Annotated in this window: 22 protein-coding genes; 21 read left to right on the forward strand and 1 reads right to left on the reverse strand. The window is 40.2% G+C overall.

Features of this window, described 5'->3' with window-relative positions:
* Positions 1-116: 116 nt before the first annotated feature.
* From LQ203_RS07560 to LQ203_RS07635, 16 genes are all read left to right on the forward strand, one after another.
* The gene (locus LQ203_RS07560) at positions 117-890 is read left to right on the forward strand and encodes a protein-glutamate O-methyltransferase CheR (protein WP_230156967.1); all 774 of its coding nucleotides are present in this window, start codon (positions 117-119) and stop codon (positions 888-890) included.
* 259 nt (positions 891-1,149) lie between these two features.
* The gene (gene aroC / locus LQ203_RS07565; RefSeq protein WP_230156968.1) at positions 1,150-2,322 is read left to right on the forward strand and encodes a chorismate synthase; all 1,173 of its coding nucleotides are present in this window, start codon (positions 1,150-1,152) and stop codon (positions 2,320-2,322) included.
* Between the two features lie 3 nt (positions 2,323-2,325).
* Positions 2,326-3,405: a 3-dehydroquinate synthase gene (gene aroB, locus LQ203_RS07570; protein ID WP_230156969.1), complete on the forward strand. Its 1,080-nt coding sequence runs from the start codon at positions 2,326-2,328 to the stop codon at positions 3,403-3,405.
* A gap of 26 nt (positions 3,406-3,431) precedes the next feature.
* A complete protein-coding gene (gene aroH / locus LQ203_RS07575) occupies positions 3,432-3,800 on the forward strand; it encodes a chorismate mutase (protein ID WP_230156970.1) in 369 nt (122 codons plus the stop codon).
* A gap of 81 nt (positions 3,801-3,881) precedes the next feature.
* Positions 3,882-4,994, forward strand: a complete 1,113-nt coding sequence (gene hisC / locus LQ203_RS07580) for a histidinol-phosphate transaminase (RefSeq protein ID WP_230156971.1) — start codon at positions 3,882-3,884, stop codon at positions 4,992-4,994.
* A gap of 46 nt (positions 4,995-5,040) precedes the next feature.
* Positions 5,041-6,144: a prephenate dehydrogenase gene (locus tag LQ203_RS07585; RefSeq protein WP_230156972.1), complete on the forward strand. Its 1,104-nt coding sequence runs from the start codon at positions 5,041-5,043 to the stop codon at positions 6,142-6,144.
* Positions 6,145-6,168: 24 nt separating this feature from the next.
* Positions 6,169-7,455, forward strand: coding sequence for a 3-phosphoshikimate 1-carboxyvinyltransferase (gene aroA, locus LQ203_RS07590; RefSeq protein WP_230156973.1), 1,287 nt, complete (start codon positions 6,169-6,171; stop codon positions 7,453-7,455).
* 381 nt (positions 7,456-7,836) lie between these two features.
* On the forward strand, positions 7,837-9,108 hold the full coding sequence (locus LQ203_RS07595; protein ID WP_230156974.1) for a tetratricopeptide repeat protein: 1,272 nt from the start codon (positions 7,837-7,839) through the stop codon (positions 9,106-9,108).
* 41 nt (positions 9,109-9,149) lie between these two features.
* Positions 9,150-9,701, forward strand: coding sequence for a ReoY family proteolytic degradation factor (locus LQ203_RS07600; protein ID WP_230156975.1), 552 nt, complete (start codon positions 9,150-9,152; stop codon positions 9,699-9,701).
* A 162-nt stretch (positions 9,702-9,863) separates the two neighbouring features.
* Positions 9,864-10,325: a YpiF family protein gene (locus tag LQ203_RS07605; protein ID WP_230156976.1), complete on the forward strand. Its 462-nt coding sequence runs from the start codon at positions 9,864-9,866 to the stop codon at positions 10,323-10,325.
* A 159-nt stretch (positions 10,326-10,484) separates the two neighbouring features.
* Positions 10,485-10,991, forward strand: coding sequence for a ubiquinol-cytochrome c reductase iron-sulfur subunit (locus tag LQ203_RS07610; protein ID WP_230156977.1), 507 nt, complete (start codon positions 10,485-10,487; stop codon positions 10,989-10,991).
* A gap of 3 nt (positions 10,992-10,994) precedes the next feature.
* Positions 10,995-11,669, forward strand: a complete 675-nt coding sequence (qcrB, locus tag LQ203_RS07615; RefSeq protein WP_230156978.1) for a menaquinol-cytochrome c reductase cytochrome b subunit — start codon at positions 10,995-10,997, stop codon at positions 11,667-11,669.
* Between the two features lie 56 nt (positions 11,670-11,725).
* A complete protein-coding gene (locus tag LQ203_RS07620; protein ID WP_230156979.1) occupies positions 11,726-12,493 on the forward strand; it encodes a menaquinol-cytochrome c reductase cytochrome b/c subunit in 768 nt (255 codons plus the stop codon).
* A 185-nt stretch (positions 12,494-12,678) separates the two neighbouring features.
* Positions 12,679-13,275: a DUF1405 domain-containing protein gene (locus tag LQ203_RS07625; protein WP_230156980.1), complete on the forward strand. Its 597-nt coding sequence runs from the start codon at positions 12,679-12,681 to the stop codon at positions 13,273-13,275.
* Between the two features lie 118 nt (positions 13,276-13,393).
* The gene (gene ypjB / locus LQ203_RS07630; protein WP_230156981.1) at positions 13,394-14,179 is read left to right on the forward strand and encodes a sporulation protein YpjB; all 786 of its coding nucleotides are present in this window, start codon (positions 13,394-13,396) and stop codon (positions 14,177-14,179) included.
* A gap of 85 nt (positions 14,180-14,264) precedes the next feature.
* Positions 14,265-14,939, forward strand: a complete 675-nt coding sequence (locus tag LQ203_RS07635) for a zinc metallopeptidase (RefSeq protein ID WP_230156982.1) — start codon at positions 14,265-14,267, stop codon at positions 14,937-14,939.
* A 154-nt stretch (positions 14,940-15,093) separates the two neighbouring features.
* Here the strand turns inward: LQ203_RS07635 and LQ203_RS07640 are convergent, their stop codons facing one another.
* On the reverse strand, positions 15,094-15,966 hold the full coding sequence (locus LQ203_RS07640; RefSeq protein WP_230156983.1) for a YitT family protein: 873 nt from the start codon (positions 15,964-15,966) through the stop codon (positions 15,094-15,096).
* 169 nt (positions 15,967-16,135) lie between these two features.
* Between LQ203_RS07640 and LQ203_RS07645 the strand changes: the two genes are divergently transcribed.
* The 5 genes from LQ203_RS07645 to bshA are packed head-to-tail and all read left to right on the forward strand — an operon-like array spanning position 16,136 to position 19,572.
* Positions 16,136-16,495, forward strand: a complete 360-nt coding sequence (locus tag LQ203_RS07645) for a nucleotide pyrophosphohydrolase (RefSeq protein ID WP_230156984.1) — start codon at positions 16,136-16,138, stop codon at positions 16,493-16,495.
* Complete coding sequence (dapB, locus tag LQ203_RS07650; RefSeq protein WP_230156985.1) at positions 16,488-17,288, forward strand: 4-hydroxy-tetrahydrodipicolinate reductase; 801 nt, start codon at positions 16,488-16,490, stop codon at positions 17,286-17,288. The genes LQ203_RS07645 and dapB overlap by 8 nt, the downstream gene beginning before the upstream one ends.
* A 17-nt stretch (positions 17,289-17,305) precedes the next feature.
* Entirely contained in the window at positions 17,306-17,731 is a 426-nt protein-coding gene (locus tag LQ203_RS07655) for a methylglyoxal synthase (protein WP_230156986.1), read from the forward strand.
* Entirely contained in the window at positions 17,715-18,428 is a 714-nt protein-coding gene (gene bshB1, locus LQ203_RS07660; protein ID WP_230156987.1) for a bacillithiol biosynthesis deacetylase BshB1, read from the forward strand. Before LQ203_RS07655 ends, bshB1 begins: the two co-directional genes overlap by 17 nt.
* A 4-nt stretch (positions 18,429-18,432) precedes the next feature.
* Positions 18,433-19,572 (forward strand): N-acetyl-alpha-D-glucosaminyl L-malate synthase BshA, encoded by a 1,140-nt coding sequence (gene bshA / locus LQ203_RS07665; RefSeq protein ID WP_230156988.1) that lies wholly within the window; start codon positions 18,433-18,435, stop codon positions 19,570-19,572.
* Positions 19,573-19,576: the final 4 nt, after the last annotated feature.

The raw sequence follows: 19,576 nt of genomic DNA on the forward strand, positions 1-19,576 counted from the left end.
GACTTTTTTATGTAGGGAAGCGGTCGTAAGCACCATTATAGTTTAAAGAAATTTCAGCTCTCTCCGATATATATATGGAATCACTTAAAATAATTATGTGCAGGGGAGTCGTTGGAATGCCTCAAGAATATGAAGAGTTTATCCGTAATATCAAAATGCTGACAGGCATTGATTTGGCATTATATAAAGAAGGGCAAATGAAAAGGCGACTGACATCTCTATATGAAAAAAGAGGTTATCATTCATTTAGTGAATACTATAAAGATATTCAAACCAGTCCCGGAGTTTTAAATGAGTTTTTGGATAGAATGACCATCAATGTTTCTGAATTTTATAGAAACGTGAAAAGATGGGAAGTGCTGGAGAGGAAAATTCTTCCACTCTTATTGGAAAGCAATAAAAAGTTGAAAATTTGGAGTGCTGCCTGCTCAACAGGTGAGGAACCATATACAATTGCCATGATATTATCCAATCTTGTTCCACTTAACCAAATAGAGATATTGGCGACGGATTTAGATGAAAATGTATTGGCGCGAGCGAAATTGGGAATTTATCCTGAACGCTCATTAAATGAAGTGCCTGAAGAAATGAAAAGGAAATACTTTAAAAAAGAAGAGGGTTTTTATCATGTCGATGATGCAATCAAGAAGAGAGTGACATTTAAGCGGCATAATCTTCTTGCTGATCGATTCGAACAGGGATTCGATTTAGTCGTTTGCCGTAATGTATTAATTTATTTCACTGAAGAAGCAAAAAGTTTATTATATGATAAATTCAGTACGTCACTAAAAAGCGGCGGGGTTTTTTTTGTAGGAAGTACAGAACAGATATTCACCCCCGGGAAATATCAATTTGAAACCATCGATACATTTTTTTATAAGAAACAGTAAATACTTTGTATAAGGGACTGATTATGCGCATTCAGTCCCTTTTTGGTTTGCGCGATGATTAGCAAATCCTGTAGGAACATGATCAAAAAGAATAAACTATATCGAAAATGCTGGAGAACATGTAAAATAAAATGAATAGTGATTATATTCAGTATATGGTCCAAAATAAGGTTTTTGCGTTTTACATATACCCATATTTCATAAAATTGTGGTATATTGATACATATACACTTTAAAGTGCTAAAAGGGGGGCTGGAAGATGAGATATTTAACAGCGGGAGAATCACATGGTCCGCAACTTACTACTATTATTGAGGGATTACCGGCAGGAATGCCGATTACGAATGAGGATATTAATGAAGAATTAGGACGCCGGCAAAAAGGGCATGGACGTGGTCGAAGAATGCAGATCGAGAAAGATCAGGCTTTTATATCTTCGGGAATCAGACATGGCTACACATTAGGTTCACCGGTGGCTTTAGTTGTTGAGAACGACGACTGGAAGCATTGGACAAAGATTATGGGAAGTGAAGGTCTTTCAGAGGAAGAAGCTGAAGAAGTCAAACGTAAAATTACCCGGCCGCGCCCAGGTCATGCCGATTTGAACGGTGGGATTAAATACGGGCACCGTGATTTAAGAAATGTATTGGAACGCTCTTCAGCTCGTGAAACGACTGTAAGAGTGGCAGCAGGTGCTGTCGCTAAAAAGTTATTGTCGTTATTGGGAATAGAAGTGGCATCACATGTTTTGGAAATAGGTGGAGTGAAGGCGGAACCGCCAAAATACGAAACAATTCAGCAATTGCAACAGGTGACAGAAGAATCTTCAGTTCGATGTTTTGATAAAAACGTGGAGCAGCAGATGAAGGATGCAATTGATGAAGCGAAACAAAAAGGTGATTCCATCGGTGGAATTGTTGAGGTCATTGTAGAAGGAATGCCTGTGGGTGTAGGAAGCTATGTGCATTATGACCGTAAACTTGATGCGAAAGTTGCTGCTGCAATAATGAGCATTAATGCATTCAAAGGGGTAGAAATAGGACTTGGATTTGAAGCGGCCCATCGTTTCGGCAGTGATGTCCATGATGAAATTGCTTGGGATGAAGAACAGGGTTATTACCGGAAAACCAATCGCCTTGGCGGTTTTGAAGGCGGTATGACAACTGGAATGCCGATCGTTGTGCGCGGTGTAATGAAGCCAATCCCTACTTTATATAAACCATTGAAAAGTGTTGATATTGATACGAAGGAAGTATTCGAAGCAAGTGTCGAACGTTCCGATAGTTGTGCAGTTCCTGCTGCAGCAGTAGTTGCTGAGGCTGTAGTTGCATGGGAACTGGCGGCTGCCATCGTTGATCAATTCCCTTCAGATCGATATGAGCAATTAGCGGATTACATAAGATCCTATCGTGAAGAAGTAAAGGAGTTTTAAATCATGGAATCCATCCAAATAAAAACGGCTTCCAAGCAATATCCGGTTTTAATTGGCCAGAAGGCGATCAATGAATTACCGGAATTAATAACGGATGAATTAAATCATCTAAATAAGATTTTGATCATAACGGATGAGAAAGTAGCGGAACTTCATTTGCAAACTGTAAAAAACGCTCTGATCAAGACGGGGAAACCGGTCCTGCAACATATAGTGCCAGAAGGGGAGCATGCTAAAACATTCGAAGTGTTTTATGAATGCCAAAGCTATTGCTTATCCCAACAGCTTAACCGCAAGTCATTGATTATCGCCCTTGGTGGTGGTGCAGTCGGTGACTTGGCTGGATTTGTTGCGGCAACTTTTATGAGGGGGATTCCATTCATTCAGGTTCCTACAACCTTGCTCGCCCATGATAGTGCTGTGGGCGGAAAGGTTGCCATCAATCACCCTCTAGGGAAAAATATGATTGGGGCCTTTCATCAGCCTGAAGCGGTCATATATGATCTTGAATTTTTACAAACTCTGCCTCTCCAGGAATTAAGGTCAGGTTTTGCTGAAGTCATTAAACATTCCTTGATAGCCGATAATGAGTTTTATCAATGGTTAAAGTCGAATATTGTGGATTTGAATAATATAACGGATGAGCAATTCCTGACAATGATTACAAAAGGGATTGGCATTAAAGCGGAAATTGTCGAAGAAGATGAAAAAGAAATGGGCATTCGAGCCTTTTTGAATTTTGGTCATACGCTTGGACATGCAGTAGAAGGTTCAATGGGATATGGAAACTTTACGCATGGGGAATCCATATTAATCGGGATGGTATATGCTCTTAAATTAAGCAGAAAAAAAGAGGGTCTCGATTTTAAACTTGAGGAGTTTATTAATTGGGTATCCTCTTTAGGTTATCAAACAACCATTCCTACTGGACTTGAAAACACAACTTTACTTAATTTAATGAAAACAGACAAAAAATCAATCAATGAAGCAGCTACTTTTGTCCTGCTAAAGCAGGTGGGGTCACCACTATTAATGGACATAGCCGACTCTGAGCTGTTAGAGGAAATGATTGATATGAAATGAAATTCAGAGAGAAGGGGGAACTATGTGTGATTAGAGGAATAAGGGGTGCAACAACAATCGAGAACGACACGGAAACGGAAGTGATTGACGCTGTCGAGAAGTTAATGGCAGAAATCATTCACCTAAACAAAATTGATCCCGAAATGGTTGCTTCAGTATTTTTTTCTGCTACGGATGAGATTCGTTCTGTCTTTCCTGCCAAAGCCTTGAGGAAATTTGATGGCTGGACCTATGTACCGGTTACATGCATGAAAGAAATACCAGTGAGCAATTCATTGCCATTTTGCATTCGTGTTATGATCCATGTAAATACAACGATATCTCAAAAAGAGATACAGCATGTATATCAAGGTGGGGCAATCGCATTACGACCAGATTTGACAAAGAAAATATAAGATGATCATGAATACAGGAATATGATACACTATTCTCACACTTTCTTACTTTAAAGTGATAAAAATATAGAGGTGATTGACATGAAGTGGAATGAAGCGGTCCTTTCCTTGAAGTCTTATCAACCAGGAAAATCCACAGATGAAGTGAAAAAATTGTATGGTCTTGAAAAAATCACGAAATTAGCTTCAAATGAAAATCCTTTTGGCTGTTCGGAAAAGGTCAAAGAGTCTGTCAGGAATTCAACACATTCTTTCGCGATCTACCCGGATGGATATGCAACGATGCTAAGAGAAGCTGTCGCAAAACATACAGGTGTGAAAGAGACCCAGCTTATTTTTGGAAATGGATCAGATGAGAATATCCAAATTATTTCCAGGAGTCTATTGGGGGCTGGAAAGAATACGGTCATGGCAACAGGCACTTTTTCGCAGTATCGCCATAATGCTACGCTGGAGGGTGCGGAAATCAGGGAAGTTCCTCATATTGACGGAGCGCATGATCTAGACGGAATGACAAATGCCATAGACGAAAAAACGGCGGTTGTTTGGCTTTGTACACCCAATAATCCTACAGGGAAATACATTTCGGAACAGGACTTATTATCGTTTATCGAAAAGGTGCCGGAGGATGTGCTTATCGTCCTGGATGAAGCCTATTGTGAATATGCAACGGCAGAAGATTACCCGAAAACGAATCAATGGATTAATAAATATAAAAATTTGATCATCCTTCGTACGTTTTCAAAAATTTATGGACTTGCGAGTTTTCGGGTAGGATACGGATTGGCGGATGAGGATATTATTCAAAAGCTAGATCCATCCCGGGAACCATTCAATGTCAACACTTTTGCCCAAAACATTGCTATCGTCGCTTTGGAAGATCAAGCTTTCATTGAAAAATGCAAGGAAGAAAATCAAAAAGGGCTTAAGCAGTACTATGAGTTTTGCAGTAAGGAAAATTTAGACTATTACCCGTCGCAAGGTAACTTTATTTTTATCCATTTTAAACAGGATGCCGATGTGGTGTTCCAATATTTGCTTGAGCGTGGATATATTGCAAGGTCGGGTAAATCTTTCGGGTTTCCTAATAGCCTGAGGGTGACGATTGGATCTACTGAAGAAAATGAAGGAATGATTAACGCTATCAAAACTTTCTTGAATGAAGTTGAGGCACCTTCTGATTCGCTGCTCTAACGTTTTATCAAACTAGAGGGGCATAATAGATGCGGGGGAGAGAAGAGTGAAGGGAAAGGTTTTTGTAATAGGTCTAGGTCTAATTGGAGGATCCTTGGCCATGGCTGTACGCCATGCACATCCTGATGCCGTGATTGTTGGTACGGACCTAAGTGAAAAGAATATTCAGCTTTCGATGCTATTGGGAATCATAGATGATTCGGTATCTTCCCTGGAAGCGGGAGCATGTGAAGCTGATTTGATCATACTTGCTGTACCTGTCAATGAAACGGTCAAGATATTAGCACAATTAGCAGACATGGATTTAAAAAGTGATGTCCTCATATCGGATGCCGGAAGTACGAAGGATACAGTCGTAAAGGCAGCGAAACCATTGATAGATAAAGGGGTGGCCTTCATCGGGGGGCACCCTATGGCCGGTTCCCATAAAAGTGGTGCAGGGGCAGCCAAATTGCACTTATTTGAACATGCATTTTATTTACTCACTCCTGGAGATTCGATCGAAGAAGAAAAAGTGGAGCAGCTCAAAGAGTGGTTAAAAGGGACAAGAGCGAACTTTTTGGTTGTCACTCCTGCTACACATGATAAGTTGACGGGAGTCATTAGTCATTTTCCGCATATTGTCGCATCGGGTCTGGTCAAGCAAGCGGAAAATTACAGTAAGGAAAATAAGTTGATTTCAAGGCTTGCAGCTGGTGGGTTTCGGGATATTACAAGAATTGCTTCAAGCAGTCCGGAAATGTGGCGTGACATTTTGTTACATAACCGGGATGTTTTGCTTGTATTAATGAATGATTGGCTTGCTGAAATGGAGCATATTAAAGGGTTGGTGGCAAATGAAGATAGTGAAGAAATCCTTCGATTCTTTGCTGAAGCCAAGATTTTCAGGGATGATCTGCCAACCCACGCTAAAGGCGCCATCCCAGCCTTTTATGATTTATATATCGATATACCGGATTATGCCGGAATAATTTCTGAGATCACCGGATATTTGGCCCAAGAAGGTATCAGCATTACAAACATTAGGATCATAGAAACCAGGGAAGAGATATACGGTGTGCTGGTCATCAGTTTCCAAACGGATGTTGATCGCATAAAAGCCGCTGATTGTATCTCAAGACATACGGATTATGAAACGATCCTGGCATAATAATAATAGGGGAAGGATGATTGTATGAAAACAAAAAAATTACAAACCAACATTCAATCATTACGTGGTTCGATTGCCATACCAGGAGATAAGTCCATCTCCCATCGTTCGATAATGTTCGGAGCCCTTGCAGAGGGAGAAACGACAGTCACTAATTTTCTTCCAGGAGCCGATTGTTTAAGTACGATTTCCTGTTTTCGGCAACTTGGAGTCCATATTGAACAAGAAGGACATCAGGTCCGGATTGAGGGCAAAGGTTTTCATGGATTGAAGGAACCGGAAGAAGTGCTGGATGTCGGAAACTCTGGTACCACGATCAGGTTAATGATGGGCATTTTGGCCGGACAAGATTTTTCCGCCGTTTTGGAAGGTGACGAATCCATAGCCAAACGCCCTATGTCACGGGTAGTGAACCCTCTTCGTGAGATGGGAGCGGTCATTGATGGTCGTAAAGGTGCCGAATATACGCCTCTCTTCATAAGAGGTGGCAAGTTACAAGGATTTCGATATGAATTGCCTGTGGCAAGTGCGCAGGTGAAATCAGCGATAATCCTGGCAGGTTTACAAGCTGAAGGGGAAACGATCATTGTTGAACCGGAAGAGACCCGTGATCATACAGAACGAATGATCCAGGAGTTTGGCGGGAAAATCGAAAAGGACGGTCAAACGATTAAAGTTAGCGGAAATCAAGTCTTCAAAGGAACCACGATCCATGTGCCAGGGGATATTTCTTCAGCTGCATTCTTCATGGTGGCTGCAGCAATCACGGAAAATAGTGAAGTCGTTTTAAAAAATGTCGGCCTTAATTCGACAAGGTCAGGAATCATCGACGTTATGAAATCGATGGGCGCAGATATTTCGATAGAGATGAAGGCGAGCGAAGGTGAACCAACAGGAGATATTACAGTCAGAAGCTCCCGCTTAAAAGGAACAACCATCAGTGGAGATCTAATCCCGCGCCTCATCGATGAGATTCCGGTTATTGCACTCCTGGCATCCCAGGCGGAGGGAATAACGACAATCAAGGATGCAGCAGAGCTCAAAGTGAAAGAGACCAATCGAATAGATACGGTCGCAAACGAGCTTTCCATCCTTGGGGCTGATATAACGCCGACTGCGGATGGATTAATTATCAATGGACGGAAAGCCCTGAACGGAGGCATGGTTACAAGCCATGGAGATCATCGTATCGGGATGATGCTCGCTGTAGCGGCTTTGATAGCTGATGGTGAAGTGGAACTTGGTGACCCTGATGCAATTGATGTTTCATATCCACAATTCTTCGAGCATTTGACTCATTTGATTCAGTAAATATTTTCAAGTTTACAGACCTATTAAGGAGGTCTGTAAACTTTTTTTATTTTCATGTAATTTGCCAGAAAACATTGAAAGCGTTAACATTTTGATGTTCATACGTGTCTTATTCTTAAAAAATTATGAAAAAGTGATCCGTGATCAAAAAGGAGATTGACCGTAGCATGGAGAATTAACTAGTAACCTTTTTTTAATGAGAATGGGAGGGGACTTCATCAATGGAATACAGGGCTACAGTATGGTAAACTAATGAATACTGCTTACTATGCACCTCACGATTAAATGGGTATTTTGGTCTTGATGGAAGAGAATATGACATATGGCGTGAGAGTGTATGACTAGGGACCAAGTCTATCATGCAAAAGGAAGGAATCAGCAATGAACACTGTGGAACAAGTTATTCAGCATTTAAAAAAAGGGGAATTAAAAGAAGCTCTTAAACATATAAATCGAATTAAATCATCAGAGTCAGTCGAGGACATATTGTTGCTGGCCGAGGAAATGCTCCAGCTTGGTTTTGTGGAGGAGGCAAAGGATCTTTTTGAACACCTATTGGAACTATATCCTGATGAAGGAGAATTGATTGTTTCGTTGGCTGAAATACTGATTGACATGGATCAAGAAGATGAAGCGATGCTAATGCTTGAAAAAGTAAGTGTAGATGATGAAGTATATCCAAGTGCTTTGCTTTTGGAAGCGGACCTTTATCAATTACAGGGGATGGATGAGGTCAGTGAAAGAAAATTGCTGCAAGCCAAGGAAATACTGCCAGATGAGATCATCATTGATTTTGCTCTAGGTGAACTGTTCTTTCACCAAGGAAGGGATCAGGAAGCCATTGCAAATTACATAAAGGTTTTGGAACAGGAACAAGAAATCGCTGGAGTCAATGTCAATCAGAGGCTTGCTGAAGCATTAAGCAGTTCAGGGAAGTTCGAGGAGGCACTTCCGTACTTTGAAAAGGCCTTAGATGATGGAGTTGAAATCAATACGCTATTTGAGTATGCATTTACAGCTTTCCAGGCAGGTCTTTATGAGACAGCTGTACGTAAGTTTATTGAACTGAAAGAAATGGATCATGAATACCATTCCTTATATTTATATTTGGCAAAGAGTTATGAACACCTAGAGGATTTGGAAAATGCCTTGAAAACGGTCAAAGAAGGTATAAAGGCTGATGAGTTCAATAAGGAACTTTATTTCTTCGGTGGAAAAATAGCCTTGAAAAGCGGACTTGATGAAGAGGCGGAAAATTTATTTAAGGAAGCTCTTGCCATAGATCCTGGATATTTGGAAGCTGCACTTACACTCTTGAAATTGTATATGCATCATGAAAGATATGAAGATGTGTTGGAGTGTATCGGTGAAGTCAGGCGATACGGGGAGGATGATCCGCAATTTGAATGGATTGCCGCTGTATCCTATCAACATACCGAACAATTTAAAGAGGCATTAACCAGCTATCATAAAGCATATAATTCATTCAAGAACAATCAAGATTTCCTCGAAGACTATGGTTTCTTTTTAATTGAAGAAGGAGACAGAGCCACATCTAGAGAAGTATTTAATAAGCTGCTTGAGATAAACCCAGCGAATGATGAGTATGTGATGATATTAGAGCGGCTAGGTGAAAGTACAGATGAAATGTAGATAAGCGAAATAAAACTAAATCAAGACAGAGGAGGGAATTCATGGTGGCTGCCCCTGTTTCTGTGAATGAGAAGAAGGAATTTATTCGGTGGTTCTTAAATCATTATCAATTGAAACGAAGAGAATGTGTGTGGATATTGAATTATTTGATGAGTCATGATCAATTAATGAAAAAGGTTCATTTTGTAGAGAACGCCCAATATTGCCCGCGTGGGCTGGTTATGTCGACACATTGTGTGGAAGAGGTTCCTTTCAGGTTCTATAAGTCAAATATCATGACGACCGATGCTGAAAAATCTTTTCACGATATCCGTTTAAATCGGGATGAAGATATTTATATTCAACTCAATTTTAAATCCGCATACTCTTCCTATCAATACGCAGCGGTTCTGGAACATAATCCTTTCATGCCGAAATCAAAGGCAGCGAACGAAAAAGATCAGCTGCTCGCTGAACAATTTTTAGAAAAAAGCATGTTGTATTTTCAAAGGGACCGCCTGCTTAAGGAAATCGATGAAGCACTTGATAAGCATGATGAACAAGCATTTAAGAGCCTAACTGAACAATTGAATCAGCTAAAAGTACTTGGCTGAAATAAAATGACCTTTCCGTAATCAGGAAAGGTTTTTATTTTTTATAAAATATTGATAAAATCCACATTTTTGTAAAGACTATGGGTATATGGTAAATGTGTTATAAAAATAATGGTAAAATGATAAGGAGTTGATTCAAAAAATCGGGAGTGAAGAAAAAATATGAAGTGGACAGCAAAAGATCTTGACATGTACATCCAGTCAAAAGAGTATGTGGATACCGTTTTAATCCCATTGGTTCCCATTTCTTTTGGAGGGCAAATGAAGCAAACTGGTTCAATGAATGAATTTCTTACCATTTTAAGCTTGGAAATTGAAAAACAGATGAAAGGAAGAATTCTTTTAATGCCAACATTTCATTATTTACATGATGAAATGGATAAAATTGAGCGGTTAAAGGGTTGGGCCAATGAAGTGAAAGAAAATGATTTCAAGCATATTTTTTTTCTAACATCAGATTTTGAATGGAAAAAGGAAGAGCAGGAATTAGAAAACCATTTAGTTTGGATCCCTGCCATCCCCCTAGATAGTCTGGAAAATGACCAAGCCAGGGAAATGATTAACCAGCAAGTTCTCCAAATCCTTGATATTTTCACTTATAATTGGAAAAATGAAAAAAAGTAGGATTTTTCTCATTATTTTCACATAGTTGCCACCTTTTGGGTTTTACAAATATTGACCTTGGTAAATTATTGAGATATCATGGAAATGTCCTAGTTTTATAGTGTTGCTATTTATTGGTCCTTTGGGCTCTCAGTATAGTAATAGAGGGGGGGAAAACGCATGAGCAAGCATAATGTTTCACGACGTCAATTCCTTAATTACACACTTACTGGCGTTGGTGGATTTATGGCGGCCGGTATGTTGATGCCTATGGTTAGGTTTGCAATTGATCCAGTACTATCTGTAGATAAAGGCGGGGATTACGTTGCAACTAAACAAAAGGTAAGTGAACTGACTACCGAACCAACCCGTGTTGACTTTAGCTTTAAGCAGGTCGATGGGTGGTATGAGTCCGAAGAAACAAATACAGCTTGGGTTTACAAAATGGATGATGGTAAAATCATTGCTTTATCTCCAATCTGTAAACATTTAGGCTGTACGGTAGCATGGAATACGGATAAGTCTAATCCGAATCAATTTTTCTGTCCTTGCCATTACGGCAGGTATACGAAAGATGGAGTGAACGTGAAAGGGACACCGCCGGTTTCACCTTTGGATGTCTATGACACGAAAGAAAAAGATGGAATTCTTTACTTGGGTCAACTAAAACCGCATGGGGAGGCGTAAACATTGCTAACAAAGTTATATGACTGGGTGGACGAGCGTTTAGATATTACGCCGTTATGGCGGGATATTGCTGACCATGAGGTTCCTGAACATGTTAACCCCGCGCATCATTTTTCTGCATTCGTATATTGTTTTGGTGGGTTAACTTTTTTTATCACGGTCATCCAAATCTTGTCAGGCATGTTCTTGACGATGTATTATGTCCCGGACATTAAAAACGCTTGGGAATCTGTTTATTATTTACAAAATGAAGTGGCCTTCGGTCAAATCGTTCGTGGTATGCATCACTGGGGAGCAAGTCTGGTTATTGTTATGATGTTTTTACATACTCTTCGTGTCTTCTTCCAGGGAGCTTACAAAAAACCGCGCGAATTGAACTGGATGGTCGGCGTATTGATTTTCTTCATCATGCTGGCATTAGGTTTAACTGGTTATTTACTGCCATGGGATATGAAAGCGCTATTCGCAACGAAAGTTACTTTGACCATTGTCGATTCGGTACCGTTAATGGGACCGGCACTCAGGGCATTGATAGCAGGAGATCCAACCATCGTTGGAGCACAGACATTGACACGATTCTTTGCAATTCATGTATTCTTCTTGCCTGCAGCATTATTTGCTTTACTGGCGGCTCATTTCTTAATGATCCGAAAACAAGGTATTTCAGGTCCACTATAATAGAATTATGAACCAAGAACTAAAAAAACCTTTTCATAAAGGAGGGGAATTGTTCAATGCATCGTGGGAAAGGTATGAAATTCGTAGGTGACTCGCGTATCTCTGCGAACCGTAAACCGAATATTCCGAAAGATTATTCAGAATATCCTGGGAAAACTGAAGCATTTTGGCCTAATTTCCTTTTAAAGGAATGGATGGTCGGGGCAGTTTTTCTTGTTGGTTATCTATGCTTGACAATCGCACATCCGTCTCCATTGGAAAGAATAGCAGATCCTACAGATACAGCGTATATTCCGCTGCCAGACTGGTATTTCCTATTCCTTTACCAATTACTTAAGTATACTTATGCATCAGGCCCTTATAATGCAATCGGGGCAATGGTAATACCTGGTTTGGCTTTCGGAGCATTGCTCTTGGCACCTTTTTTAGATCGTGGTCCAGAGCGGAGCCCGGCAAAACGCCCTTTTGCTGTAGGCTTCATGCTATTGGCAATGGCGGGTGTTTTCTACTTAACTTGGGAGTCAGCAGCCCATCACGATTGGGAAGCTTCTAAGAAACAAGGAGCAATCGTAGAAGGTGCAGACATTGATAAAGAGAGCGATGGGTATAAATTGATGGATTCTAATGGCTGTATTAGTTGTCACGGAGCAGAATTAACTGGTGGAGCAGGAGCGCCAAGCTTAATTGACACTGGTTTAAGTCCAGAAGAAATTTCTAAAATCGCTCGCAAAGGCCAAGGTGCCATGCCAGCTGGCATGTTTAAGGGGTCAGATGAAGAATTGGCAACACTAGCTGAATTTGTTTCGGGATTATCCGCAAAATAATGTAACCATCCATCAACAGCATTTTTCTTTCATATGCTGCAAATGAAGAGCTGACGACTACGGTTGTCGGCTTTTTTATTGGTAAATTGAAGATTAATTGAAAAGAAATAGAAATATAATACTTGGTTTTGATGGTGATGACCTGTAAAATGAGTATACTTGAGTATGTAAGAGAGGTTAAAAGAATGAATATCATCTACAGTTGGCTTGCAAATCGGCAAATGCTCATTTTGTTATTAATAGTAAATATATTCGGAACTGCTTTTGGATATTATTGGTACGGAAGCCAATTGGAAATTACACCGGCCATATTTTTGGCATTTGTACCAGACAGTCCGACGGCTAGCCTGTTTTTTGTATTTGTATTATTGGGGTTCCTTTTAAAAAGAAATTTTGGATTGATGGAAGCCTTGGCGATCATAACACTTTTCAAATATGGCATTTGGGCAGTCGTAATGAATCTATTGACGTTAGTGACAACTGGTACATTGCCTTGGGAAGGTTATATGTTAATGGCTTCTCATTTGGGTATGGCGATTCAAGGGATATTATATGCACCATTTTACCGAATAAAACCTTGGCATTTGATTGTCGCAGGGATTTGGACCATACATAATGACATAATCGATTATGTCTTTGAAATGATGCCTATATATAGTGATTTGTTGGATTATATGAAATCGATCGGCTATTTTACCTTTTGGCTTAGTATCTTGTCCATCTTCGTCGGCTGGTACTTTGGATATAGAAAAAAGCGAATCACTCTATCCTTCATCCATTAAAAAGTTAACCCCGCATACAGCTTTGTAAAAGCGGGGTTAACTTTTTTATGTTGACAAGGTCTACTCATGTTTTTTCTTTCATATCGTTTTAGTAGAGATATGAGGAGGGACGAGTAGCATGTTGAAAAAAATCATATTAACCATTGCTGTTTTATTTGTCGTCTTACATTTCCCTGTCTATGCAGAATCCTCTTCAAGTTTGGAGCAATTAGATAACATTTCCGATAGAGCATTGGAAATGACCAAGTTGAAGCGATATGGAGATTCAGAAAAGATGCTGACGTTTTTTTCTGACCGGTTTTTAAAAGAGACAGCGAAAGAGCAGATTCTTGACATGGACGAACTTCGAATTATCACTGTAGCTCATAATGAGGCGTTGATGACAATAAAGGATATGAATAAGGGAGATTCGGAAAAGGTTAATTCTGTCACAAAGTTCAGGCTTGTGGTTGACGCGGTCAAGTCCACCCATCAGCCCCTGTGGACAGAGATGGAGGATCAAATGATGAATTCTTTTCAGCAGACAAAGAATGCCGCAATTAATCAAGACACAATTACATTCAATAGCCAATTGAACTTATTCCTTTCACAATATGAAATGATATATCCGAGCTTGAAAGTAGACCTGTCTAAAGAAACGATGCAGCAACTGGACACCAGGATTCAATACATTAACCAATACCGCCCGGAAGTAATCAGTGATGGGAAGAATCAAAAGGAAATGGATGCGTTACAAAATGAACTAACCTCCATTTTTGATGACATGGGAGAGGATGATGCAGACCCTTCCCTATGGTGGGTCATCATATCTACAGGCAGTATAATTATCATGACTCTTTCATATGTAGGTTGGAGAAAATATAAAGGTGACCAGGGAAGACCGAGAAAAGAACATAATGATTAAAAAGGCATGGGAAGAGAACACTATATTTGACAGGGGTGCCCTCAAATCATAGAATTAAAAGTAATAATAGTTATAGGAGGATACCATGTATTTCATTTATTTGGCGATTATCATTTTAATCCCGATTTATGCACAAATGAAAGTGAAAAGTACGTATAAAAAATATTCAAAAGTACCGGCTTCTTCTGGTATGAATGGTGCTGAGACGGCGCGGGCCATTTTGGATCAAAATGGACTGTTCAATGTCAGGGTAGAAGAGACACCTGGCATGCTATCCGATCATTATGATCCAAGAGATAAAACGGTGCGTTTGTCAACAAATAACTATCACGGCCATTCAGTTGCTGGTGTTGCGGTTGCGGCCCATGAAGTTGGACATGCGATCCAAGATAAAGAAGCTTATGCATTCTTACGTTTCCGCCATGCGTTAGTACCGGTAGCTAACTTTGGGTCTAACATATCCTGGATTTTGATTTTAGTCGGGATGTTAGCTTCAATCCCTGGCTTGCTATTGGCGGGTATCGTATTTATGTCAGCCGCAGTTTTATTCCAAGTGATTACACTCCCGGTCGAATTCAATGCTTCTTCTCGGGCGATGGATCAGCTCGTTTCCGTTGGGGTCATCCGAAATGATGAAGAACGGGAAACGAAAAAGGTTTTAAGTGCAGCTGCGATGACGTACGTTGCTGCCGCTCTTGTAGCCGTGCTTGAATTAGTCCGTCTTCTGCTTATGTATACAGGAATGAGAGAAGAAGATTAATTGAAAAAGGACGCCATTATATGATGGCGTCCTTTTTCATGTACCGTTTTTAAAAGAATCAAAAATAATTGGAGAACACAGCTCATAACATTCATACATTCGGGGAAACATTCAAAATGATTACATGCCATTCGATATGCCTCAAGCAAATGGATTATCTTTCAATGGGATTCTTGTTCTCATCGAGGGTAAAGCCCTCACCTAATACATCATGCACTTCACTTACAGAGACGAATGCATGAGGGTCCACTGAAGTTATGCAATTTTTTAACCGGACAAGCTCATTTTTCCCGACAACACAATAGAGAACTTCCCGATCATTGCGTGTAAATGATCCATATCCCCTTAATACAGTTACGCCCCGCTCCATTTCATTCATGATTTTTTCTGCAATTTCTTTGTTTTTCTCACTGATGATCATTGCACCTCTTGCTGCATATGCTCCTTCCTGCATAAAGTCAATGACTCTAGCACCGATAAATACGGCAACAAGGGTGTACATCGCTTCCCGGTAATCCAGGTAGGTGAGGATGGAAAGACCAATAACAACGGCATCAAAGATGAACATAGTCCGTCCCATGGCCATTCCTAAATACCGATGGGCAAAACGGGCAATGATATCAACTCCGCCTGTTGTCCCTCCGTAACGAAAGATGATGCCTAGCCCGACACCAACAAAGACCCCGGCAAACAAAGCCACCAGCATCAAATCGTTTCCGAGGTTGATTTCGATTTGATATCTTTCGAATACCCATAGCCAAACGGATAGGCCTACTGTTCCAATGATCGTATAAAAGAAAGATGTCCGCCCTAAATATTTCCACCCAATAAAAAATAATGGAATATTCAAAACCAAATTAGAATAAGAAGGATTTATTCCAATAAGTTGATATATAATCAAGGTGAGACCGGTGAACCCGCCTTCGGCTAAATTGTTCTGCATGTTAAAATGTACAAGGCCAAAGGCAAAGATTCCTGCACCAAATAGGATGAATAATGTATTTTTCAATTTTAAGCCGAAAAGCATGTCCCATACCTCCAAAAGGTTTATATATCATTAATTTACTTATTATAACTAATTAGCCAACTATGGGCAATTTTGATTCACGAACGTATCTGTTGTCATCTGTTTCACTTTTAGCTAACATGGAGAAGGTATAATGTAAGGTAAACGAAAATCAAGAATGGGTGACAATATGGAAAAGCACAAGACGATCCAACAAATGCAAGCAGAAGTCGACCAATACATAGGGCAATTCAAAGAAGGATATTTCAGCCCTCTGGCCATGCTTGCACGCATGTCAGAAGAGCTTGGGGAATTGGCTAGGGAAGTCAATCATTATCATGGTGAAAAACCTAAGAAAACAACTGAAGAAGTGAATACGGTTGAAGAGGAATTGGGGGACATGCTTTTTGTTTTAATATGCTTTGCCAATTCTTTAGGGTTAGATCTTCAAAGCTCACATGATAAAGTCATGCATAAGTTTGCAACCCGTGATAAAGATAGATGGACGAAAAAAGAAGAAAAAATGGAGGAGGAAGGTAAAAATGAGTAATGTAAAAGTGATTGTAGCTGGACCTCGTGGCAGAATGGGAAATGAAGCGGTGAAGCTGGTACATAGGACAGAAGGGTTTGAATTGGCAGCTGTCATCGATCGTAAGCATAACGGGGAAAGCCTCTCCGCAATAGAAGGATTTCAAGGCATTGAAGCACCTGTTTTTTCAGATATAAATGAATGTTTTTCTTCGGTGAATGCAGACGTATTGATCGATTTAACTACACCTGAAGTGGGGATGTACCATACCGAAACGGCACTTAACCACGGAATTCGTCCTGTAGTGGGAACGACAGGTTTTACAAAGGAAGATTTAGCAAAACTTGATTCGTTAACCAAGGAAAAAGGCATCGGTTGCATCATCGCCCCAAACTTTGCAATTGGAGCCATTTTGATGATGAAGTTTTCACAAATGGCCGCCAAGTATTTCCCGGATGTGGAAATCATAGAAATGCATCATGATCAAAAACTGGATGCACCTTCGGGCACAGCTTCCAAAACGGCAGATATGATTGCTGCCGTACGTGAAACAAAACAACAGGGGCACCCTAATGAGAAAGAAACCATTCAGGGAGCTAGAGGAGCGAATGTGGATGGCATGCATATCCATAGTGTACGGCTTCCGGGACTTGTTGCTCACCAACAGGTGCTTTTCGGAAGTGATGGAGAGCTATTGACGATCCGTCATGATTCCTTTAATCGGGCATCCTTCATGTCAGGAGTTAAACTTGCTGTCGAAACCGTCATGAAATTGGATGTACTCGTATATGGTCTAGAAAACATTATCGAATAGTGATTAGGAGGAAGACGATGAGAATTGCCTTAATTGCCCATGATAAGAAAAAAGAAGATATCATTCAATTTGTAACTGCCTATAAAACTGTATTTCAGCAACATGATTTATATGCTACAGGTACGACCGGGAAACGAATTATGGAAGAAGTATCACTTCCTGTCCACCGCTTTCATTCGGGACCACTTGGCGGAGATCAGGAAATAGGTGCCATGATCGCACGTGGAGAAATGGATATGGTCTTATTTTTCCGCGATCCATTGACATCACAACCCCATGAACCGGATGTATCAGCACTTATACGTCTCTCTGATGTCTATGAAATTCCATTAGCGACAAATATGGGTACGGCAGAAGTACTAATACAAGGTCTGAAAAATGGGTATATGGATTGGCTTAAACTACGAAAAAAACAAGGTGAGATTAATGATAAACAAAAGTAATATAGATATACTGGCTTTCGGTGCACACGCAGATGATGTGGAAATCGGTATGGGTGGCACGATTGCTAAATATGTACAACAAGGCATGGAAATTGTCATTTGTGATTTGACAAAAGCTGAAATGTCATCGAATGGAACTGTGCCTTTACGACAAGAGGAAGCGCAAAAGGCTGCAGAAATCCTTGGGGTGAAGAGAATATCCCTTGATTTACCCGACCGGGGTTTATATATGAAAGCGGAATACATAGATCAAATCATAACGGTCATACGTCAATATAAACCTTCCCTTGTATTTGCACCTTTTTTGGCAGATCGCCATCCCGATCATGGAAACTGTGCGAAATTAGTGGAAGAAGCAGTTTTTTCGGCGGGAGTCAGAAAGTACATGGAAGAAGATGGAATTGAATCGCATCGTGTCAAAAATATGTACTATTATATGATCAATGGTTTTCACAAGCCGGACTTCGTCGTGGACATCACATCTACCATATCGAAAAAACTGGATAGCCTTAGAGCATATGGGAGCCAATTCGAGAAAAGTGATATAACAGTTGAAACCCCGCTAGTGAATGGCTATATCGAGACTGTTGAGGCACGTGAGAGAATGTTCGGCAAAGAAGTGGGTGTCGCATATGCGGAAGGATTCATGACAAAAAAACCGTTACTGATTGATACCGATTTGTTAGGAGAAAAATAATCTTATGAAATTAAAAATTGGAATTACCTGTTACCCTACAGTTGGGGGTTCTGGTGTCGTAGCAACAGAATTAGGCAAGATGCTTGCGGAAAAAGGACATGAAATACATTTTATTTCCTCAAGCCTCCCTTTTCGCTTGAATAAAATGTACCATAATATTTATTATCACCAAGTTGAAGTGAACTCGTACTCTGTATTTCAATATCCACCATATGATTTGGCGCTTGCGAGCAAGATAGCGGAAGTCGTGAAACGGGAGAAATTGGATATCCTTCACGTTCATTATGCGATCCCACATGCTGTTTGTGCGATCCTGGCAAAGCAGATGTCAGGTAATGAAGTAAAGATCGTGACCACACTGCATGGTACGGACATAACCGTGTTGGGTCAAGATCCTTCATTGACCAATTTAATAAAATTTGGGATAGAACAATCCGATGTCGTAACAGCGGTATCCAATTCACTTGTGCAACAAACACATGATTTAATCTCTCCGGATAAGGATATCAAAACCATTTATAATTTTATTGATGAAAGAGATTACCATAAAACCAATTCCGGATACCTAAGGGAAAAATACGGAATCAGGGATGATGAAAAAGTGATCATACATGTTTCGAATTTCCGTTCGGTCAAGCGTGTAAAAGACGTCATTCAGGCGTTTTATTTAACTCAACAGAAAATGCCTGCGAAACTTCTGCTCGTCGGAGACGGACCGGAAGTGACTACCGTATTGAAATTGGCTAAAGATCTTGGAATTGATGAATCGGTCTTGTTTCTTTGCAAGCAAGATAATCTTGCCGAATTATATTCAATCAGTGATTTGATACTCCTCTTATCCGAAAAAGAGAGTTTTGGCCTTGTCTTGCTGGAAGCGATGGCATGTGGGGTTCCTTGTATCGGAACAAATATCGGGGGGATACCTGAGGTCATCGTTGATGGGGAGACTGGATATATTTGTGAACTAGGAGATGTTGAAACGGTTGCTGAAAAAGCAATTGGCCTTTTAAGCGACCCGATTTTACATAAACGTTTTTCAGAGGCTGCACTGGAAAGGGCTAATTCTGATTTTCACTCCGATACGATCATGGCAGAATATGAAGCCATTTACATGGAAGCTCTTGAAGGTAAATCTATGAAATAAGGAG

The sequence above is a fragment of the Peribacillus sp. Bi96 genome (assembly GCF_918698115.1).
In the GTDB taxonomy this organism is placed as follows: domain Bacteria; phylum Bacillota; class Bacilli; order Bacillales; family DSM-1321; genus Peribacillus.

Coding starts and splice junctions, on each gene's coding strand:
- LQ203_RS07560 (WP_230156967.1), top strand. CDS start 117: ATGCCTCAAGAATATGAAGAGTTTATCCGTAATATCAAAATGCTGACA.
- aroC (WP_230156968.1), top strand. CDS start 1,150: ATGAGATATTTAACAGCGGGAGAATCACATGGTCCGCAACTTACTACT.
- aroB (WP_230156969.1), top strand. CDS start 2,326: ATGGAATCCATCCAAATAAAAACGGCTTCCAAGCAATATCCGGTTTTA.
- hisC (WP_230156971.1), top strand. CDS start 3,882: ATGAAGTGGAATGAAGCGGTCCTTTCCTTGAAGTCTTATCAACCAGGA.
- aroA (WP_230156973.1), top strand. CDS start 6,169: ATGAAAACAAAAAAATTACAAACCAACATTCAATCATTACGTGGTTCG.
- LQ203_RS07595 (WP_230156974.1), top strand. CDS start 7,837: ATGAACACTGTGGAACAAGTTATTCAGCATTTAAAAAAAGGGGAATTA.
- LQ203_RS07600 (WP_230156975.1), top strand. CDS start 9,150: ATGGTGGCTGCCCCTGTTTCTGTGAATGAGAAGAAGGAATTTATTCGG.
- LQ203_RS07605 (WP_230156976.1), top strand. CDS start 9,864: ATGAAGTGGACAGCAAAAGATCTTGACATGTACATCCAGTCAAAAGAG.
- LQ203_RS07610 (WP_230156977.1), top strand. CDS start 10,485: ATGAGCAAGCATAATGTTTCACGACGTCAATTCCTTAATTACACACTT.
- LQ203_RS07620 (WP_230156979.1), top strand. CDS start 11,726: ATGCATCGTGGGAAAGGTATGAAATTCGTAGGTGACTCGCGTATCTCT.
- LQ203_RS07625 (WP_230156980.1), top strand. CDS start 12,679: ATGAATATCATCTACAGTTGGCTTGCAAATCGGCAAATGCTCATTTTG.
- ypjB (WP_230156981.1), top strand. CDS start 13,394: ATGTTGAAAAAAATCATATTAACCATTGCTGTTTTATTTGTCGTCTTA.
- LQ203_RS07635 (WP_230156982.1), top strand. CDS start 14,265: ATGTATTTCATTTATTTGGCGATTATCATTTTAATCCCGATTTATGCA.
- LQ203_RS07640 (WP_230156983.1), bottom strand. CDS start 15,966: ATGCTTTTCGGCTTAAAATTGAAAAATACATTATTCATCCTATTTGGT.
- LQ203_RS07645 (WP_230156984.1), top strand. CDS start 16,136: ATGGAAAAGCACAAGACGATCCAACAAATGCAAGCAGAAGTCGACCAA.
- dapB (WP_230156985.1), top strand. CDS start 16,488: ATGAGTAATGTAAAAGTGATTGTAGCTGGACCTCGTGGCAGAATGGGA.
- LQ203_RS07655 (WP_230156986.1), top strand. CDS start 17,306: ATGAGAATTGCCTTAATTGCCCATGATAAGAAAAAAGAAGATATCATT.
- bshB1 (WP_230156987.1), top strand. CDS start 17,715: ATGATAAACAAAAGTAATATAGATATACTGGCTTTCGGTGCACACGCA.
- bshA (WP_230156988.1), top strand. CDS start 18,433: ATGAAATTAAAAATTGGAATTACCTGTTACCCTACAGTTGGGGGTTCT.